This window comes from Accumulibacter sp. (assembly GCF_016789985.1).
Classification (GTDB): domain Bacteria; phylum Pseudomonadota; class Gammaproteobacteria; order Burkholderiales; family Rhodocyclaceae; genus Accumulibacter.
The window spans coordinates 1-4,744 of the sequence record NZ_JAEUOL010000282.1 but is presented as its reverse complement, the minus strand read 5'-3'; the positions used below and the strand labels follow the sequence as shown (position 1 = coordinate 4,744).

Here is a 4,744-nt window from a genome sequence, read left to right as displayed (position 1 = left end):
TCTTGCCAAACGGGTGGATAACGGCGGCGAATCGTTGACCATTCTGCATGAGGTTTCGTTCTCCGTCGCGGCTGCGGAAACGGTGGCGATCGTCGGCGCCTCGGGTTCCGGCAAGTCCACGCTGCTCGGTCTGCTGGCCGGTCTCGACCTGCCGAGCAGCGGTTCGGTGTTGCTGGCCGGTGAAGATCTTGCTCGACTCGACGAGGATGCGCGAGCGGTCTTGCGCGGCCGCCTGCTTGGTTTCGTCTTCCAGACCTTTCAGCTCCTGCCGTCGCTGACCGCCGTCGAGAACGTCATGTTGCCGCTCGAACTCGCCGGCACGGCCAATGCCCGCGCCGAGGCCGAGTGCTGGCTGCAGCGGGTCGGCCTGGCACATCGCCTGCGACATTATCCCAAGCACCTGTCGGGGGGCGAACAGCAGCGCGTCGCACTGGCCCGCGCCTTCGCTCCCGGACCGCGGCTGGTGCTGGCCGACGAGCCGACCGGCAATCTCGACGCCGCCACCGGGCATCAGGTGATCGAGCTGATGTTCGCAATCAATGCCGAGCGCGGGACGACGCTGCTTCTCGTCACGCACGACGAGGAGATTGCGGCCCGCTGCGCGCGCCGGCTGCACATGCACGCCGGGCGACTGGAAGAGATGCGCTGATCGCGCCTGCCGCCGCCACACCGCTGCGTACCGCCGCCTCGAGCGTCGCCGGATACTCGGCGCAGACATAATCGCCGGCCAGCCACCAGCCCGGCAGCGCCGTTTCCACGGCCGGCCGGGGCAGGCCGGGGCGGCAGGAGAAGGTGGCGCGCCGCTCGCGGATGGCATGCTGCCAGAGCACCGGCGGCAGCGGCCGGCACAGAGTGGCGGCGAGCTGACGATCGAGGGCCAGGACCAGTTGCGCATTGTCGAGGTCTTCCCAGGCGCCGTGCGCGCTCAGCACGAAGGCCATCAGCCCGCCTGTGCCGCACAGCGTACCGCGATCGAAGACCCATTGCCCGATCTGTCCGGTCTGACGATCGTCGAGTCCGAGCATCGGCCAGGGCAACGACAGAGGCGGCGGGTAAGCGAGGTACACCGTGGCGATCGGCTCGAAGGCGTAGCCGCTGAGCAACCGGGCGCTGGCCGCCGTCTCCGGCTGGCCGGCGAGCAGCCCGGCTGCATGTTGCGGCCCGACCGCCAGCACCGCGCAGTCGAAACGCTCGCCGAAGACGACTGGTCCGGCCACGATTGTGTCGACCCGGCAGGCCAGGCGGATCTCGCCGCCGCGTGCCCGGATGAACTGCGCTGCGGCTGCCGGAAACAGCCGATCGAGGTCGGCGGCGGGCAACAGCAGATCGGTGGCGGCACGGCCGCTGCCGAGGCTGTCGCGCAGCGTGTTGGCGAAGATCTGTGCCGACGCCTGTAGCGGCGCGGTGTTGAGCGCCGCCAGGCAGAGGGGTTCCCAGAGGTGACGGCGCAGCGCCCCGTGCTGGCCATGGCGGTCGAGCAGCTCCGCCACCGTGCAGTCGTCGCCGAGCCGATAGGCGGTGCCCTGCAGGCAGCGCATGAAGCGCATGGCGGCGATCTTCTCGCCCGGCGAGGCGCCACGGGCGGTCAACAGACCGGCCGCCAGGTGCCAGGGGGAGGGCAGGCGCGGCAGACGCAGCCGGAAGGGGTGCGGCTGGCCGGTGGGAAAGCTCAGTTCGAGCGGCAGGCGGTGGAGCAGCCGATCGGGATCGGCGCCGACTGTGCGCATCAGGCGCAGCGTTTCGCCATAGGCGCCGATCAGGATGTGCTGCCCGTTGTCGAGAAGCTGCCCCTGCGTCCGGACACTGCGCGCCCGTCCGCCAAGCTGTCTGGCGGCCTCGAAGACGGTGACCTGAAAACCCGTTCTCGCCAGTTCGACAGCCGCCGCGAGACCCGCCCAGCCGCCGCCGACGACCGCCGCCTTCACCCCCGCACCCAGGTTCGCCAGGCAATCCACAGTTTGCGCAGCGGCGGCAAGGACGTGCGCTGACTGAGTACCAAGCAGCCATCGCGCCTGATTTCGTCGAGCAGGGTGCGATAGATCGCTGCCATCACCAGACCGGGGCGCTGCGTGCGGCGGTCGACCGCCGGCAGTTGGGCGATGGCCTGGGTGTAATAGCTTTCGGCGCGCTCGATCTGGAAATCCATCAGGCGCTGGAAATTTTCCGAATGACGCGCATTGAGGACGTCGGCAGCGGTCACCTCGAAACGCTGCAACTCATTGATCGGCAGATAGATGCGGCCTCGCCGGGCGTCCTCGCCGACGTCGCGGATGATGTTGGTGAGCTGGAAGGCGATGCCCAGATCGTGGGCGTACTTCTGTGTCTTGCGGTCCTGGTAGCCGAAGATTTCTGCCGCCAGCAGGCCGACGACGCCGGCGACGCGGTAACAGTACAGCGACAGCCCCTTGAAATCGAGATAGCGCGATTGCTGCAGGTCCATCTCCATGCCGTCGATGATTTCCTGCAACTGTTCCTCCGGCAGGTTGAATTCGGTACTTGCCGCCTGCAGCGCCTGGGTGACCGGATGCTGTGGCGTTCCCCGGAAGGTGCGTGCCAGCTCCTGCCGCCACCAGGCGAGTTTGGTCGCGGCGATCTGCGCGTCCTGGCACTCGTCGACGACATCGTCCACCTCGCGGCAGAAGGCATAGAGCGCGGTGATCGCCTGCCGCTGGTTGGGCGGCAGAAAGAGAAAGCTGTAGTAGAAGCTGGATCCACTGCGGGCGGCTTTCTCCTGGCAGTATTCGTCGGGGGTCATGCGTGATCTCGGGATTTGCACAGGGCCGTCATTCTCCCACGACTGACATCAACAGGGCGCGTCCGCCGATGCGCGGCCAGTCGCCCGCGCCAAGCGTCGGGCGCCGGCTGAAGACATCGCCACGCACGCGACGAATCCGTTCCAGGATGCGCAGCCCTCCCTGGACCGTCAGCCGGATTTCCCAGCCCATGCGGCCCGGCAAGTGGTGCACCAGCGGCGCGCCTGCGCGCATCAGCCGCTGCGTGCGGTCCACCTGGAACTCGAGCAGCGCTGCCCATTGCTCGGACCAGCGTCCGGTAGCGATTTCTTCTTCCCCGACCCCGAAACGCGCGAGATCGTTCTGCGGCAGGTAAACGCGCTGCTTTCGCCAGTCCAGCGCAACGTCCTGCCAGAAGTTGGTCAGTTGCAGCGCCGTGCAGATGCAGTCCGAGCGGTGCAGCGCCTCTGCACCCGTTCGCCCGACGAGATGCAGCAGCAGGCGACCCACCGGGTTGGCCGAGCGCCGGCAGTAGTCGAGCAGCTCGGGGTAGTCGGCGTAGCGCTTCCGGGTCACGTCCTGCGCGAAGGCATCAAGCAGGTCGCGCAGCAGTTGCACGGGCAGATGCCATTCCCTGATCTCCGCTGCCAGACTACCGAATTCCGCTCGGGCGGGCGGTTCGCCACGTTCGATGCGTGCGAGTTCCTCGCGATAGTCGGCCAGACCCTGCAGGCGCGCCGCATCGCTGGCATCCCCTTCGTCGGCGATGTCGTCGGCCGACCGGGCGAAACGATAGATCGCCTCGACCGGCCGGCGCAGGCGGCGTGGCAGCAACAGCGAGGCAACGGGGAAGTTCTCGTAGTGGTCGACCGGCATCGAGGTTTGAGCACGTCGCGCGTTTGAGCACGTCGCGCTGGTGGCGCGCAAGCGAATCGGAGAGCTGACAGTATAGGGGCGTCGCGGGTAGAATGCGTTGGCGCGACGATTGATGCTGGCCGGCTGATCGCCGGAAGCGGCTCTGTCGTCCGCAAGACCGTAGGCACCGTGCCCAGGTGGCGAAATTGGTAGACGCAGCAGGTTTAGGTCCTGCCGCCGCAAGGTGTGGGGGTTCGATTCCCTTCCTGGGCACCAAACAGCAGCCCAAGGCAGTCCAAAGAAGTCCTGAAAGGCCAGTAACCGCAATGTTTCTGGCCTTTTTTGTGTCCGTATAACTCCCAACTCATCTATTGCAATCTGGGGGTATCTGGGGGTATTCTTGGGGGTAGGTTGGAGGTGTAAATTGGACGATACCCCCAAGAGCGCCAGCCACCTGTTTGAGGATGCCTTCGATGCCCCTGACTGACACCACCATCCGCAATGCCAAGCCAACTGAAAGACCGGTCCGCATTTTCGATGGGGGCGGACTGTATGTTGAAATCTCTCCTGCCGGCGGCAAGCTATGGCGTTTGAAATACCGGATTGACGGGAAAGAGAAGCTGCTTGCCCTGGGCACGTACCCGGACGTGGGTTTGAAAGACGCCAGGGAGCGTCGCGACGAGGCGCGCAAGCTGCTGGCGAACGGCGTAGACCCTGGCGCACACCGGAAGGCGCAAAAAGCTGCCAAAGCGGAACGGTCGGCCAACAGCTTCGAGGTCATCTGCCGGGAGTGGCTGGAGCAGCGCAAGAACACGGTGGAGCCATCCCAGCATGTCAAGACGCTGGCGCGGATGGAGAACGATGTTTTCCCCTGGCTGGGGGCGAAGGCGATTGCCGAGATTACCTCTCCCGATGTACTTGGAGTGCTGCGCCGAATCGACGAGCGCGGCGCGCGCTACACGGCACATCGTGTGCGCAGCGAAATCAGCCGAGCATTCCGTTACGCGATCGCCACAGGCCGCGCTGATCGCGATCCCTGCCCGGACTTGAAAGGCGCGATACCGGCTCCCAAGGCGGAGCACTTCGCGGCAATCACGACGCCGACGGAGGTTGCCGAACTGCTTCGGGCAATAGACGGTTTCCGGGGTACGTTCGTG

Annotated in this window: 5 protein-coding genes and 1 tRNA gene; 3 read left to right on the top strand and 3 right to left on the bottom strand. The window is 66.2% G+C overall.

The genetic code is table 11. The features are described from left to right. On the top strand, positions 1-649 hold a 649-nt coding region (locus JNK99_RS16180; RefSeq protein ID WP_291855036.1), incomplete at its 5' end, for an ATP-binding cassette domain-containing protein. On the opposite strand, the gene hpnE is transcribed toward JNK99_RS16180, so the two are convergent. From hpnE to hpnC, 3 genes are read right to left on the bottom strand one after another with little or no spacing between them, the layout of a single operon-like run. Further along, on the bottom strand, positions 570-1,925 hold the full coding sequence (hpnE, locus tag JNK99_RS16175; RefSeq protein ID WP_291855033.1) for a hydroxysqualene dehydroxylase HpnE: 1,356 nt from the start codon (positions 1,923-1,925) through the stop codon (positions 570-572). The two genes, JNK99_RS16180 and hpnE, sit on opposite strands and share 80 nt — an antisense overlap. Then, positions 1,922-2,755, bottom strand: a complete 834-nt coding sequence (gene hpnD / locus JNK99_RS16170) for a presqualene diphosphate synthase HpnD (protein ID WP_291855030.1) — start codon at positions 2,753-2,755, stop codon at positions 1,922-1,924. The genes hpnE and hpnD overlap by 4 nt, the downstream gene beginning before the upstream one ends. 28 nt (positions 2,756-2,783) lie before the next feature. Continuing rightward, a complete protein-coding gene (hpnC, locus tag JNK99_RS16165) occupies positions 2,784-3,608 on the bottom strand; it encodes a squalene synthase HpnC (RefSeq protein WP_291855027.1) in 825 nt (274 codons plus the stop codon). Positions 3,609-3,778: 170 nt separating this feature from the next. Between hpnC and JNK99_RS16160 the strand changes: the two genes are divergently transcribed. Both JNK99_RS16160 and JNK99_RS16155 read left to right on the top strand, forming a co-directional pair. Next, a tRNA-Leu gene (locus tag JNK99_RS16160) sits at positions 3,779-3,863 on the top strand. Between the two features lie 197 nt (positions 3,864-4,060). Then, positions 4,061-4,744, top strand: a 684-nt coding sequence (locus JNK99_RS16155) for an integrase arm-type DNA-binding domain-containing protein (protein ID WP_291855024.1), incomplete at its 3' end; no start/stop codon positions are given.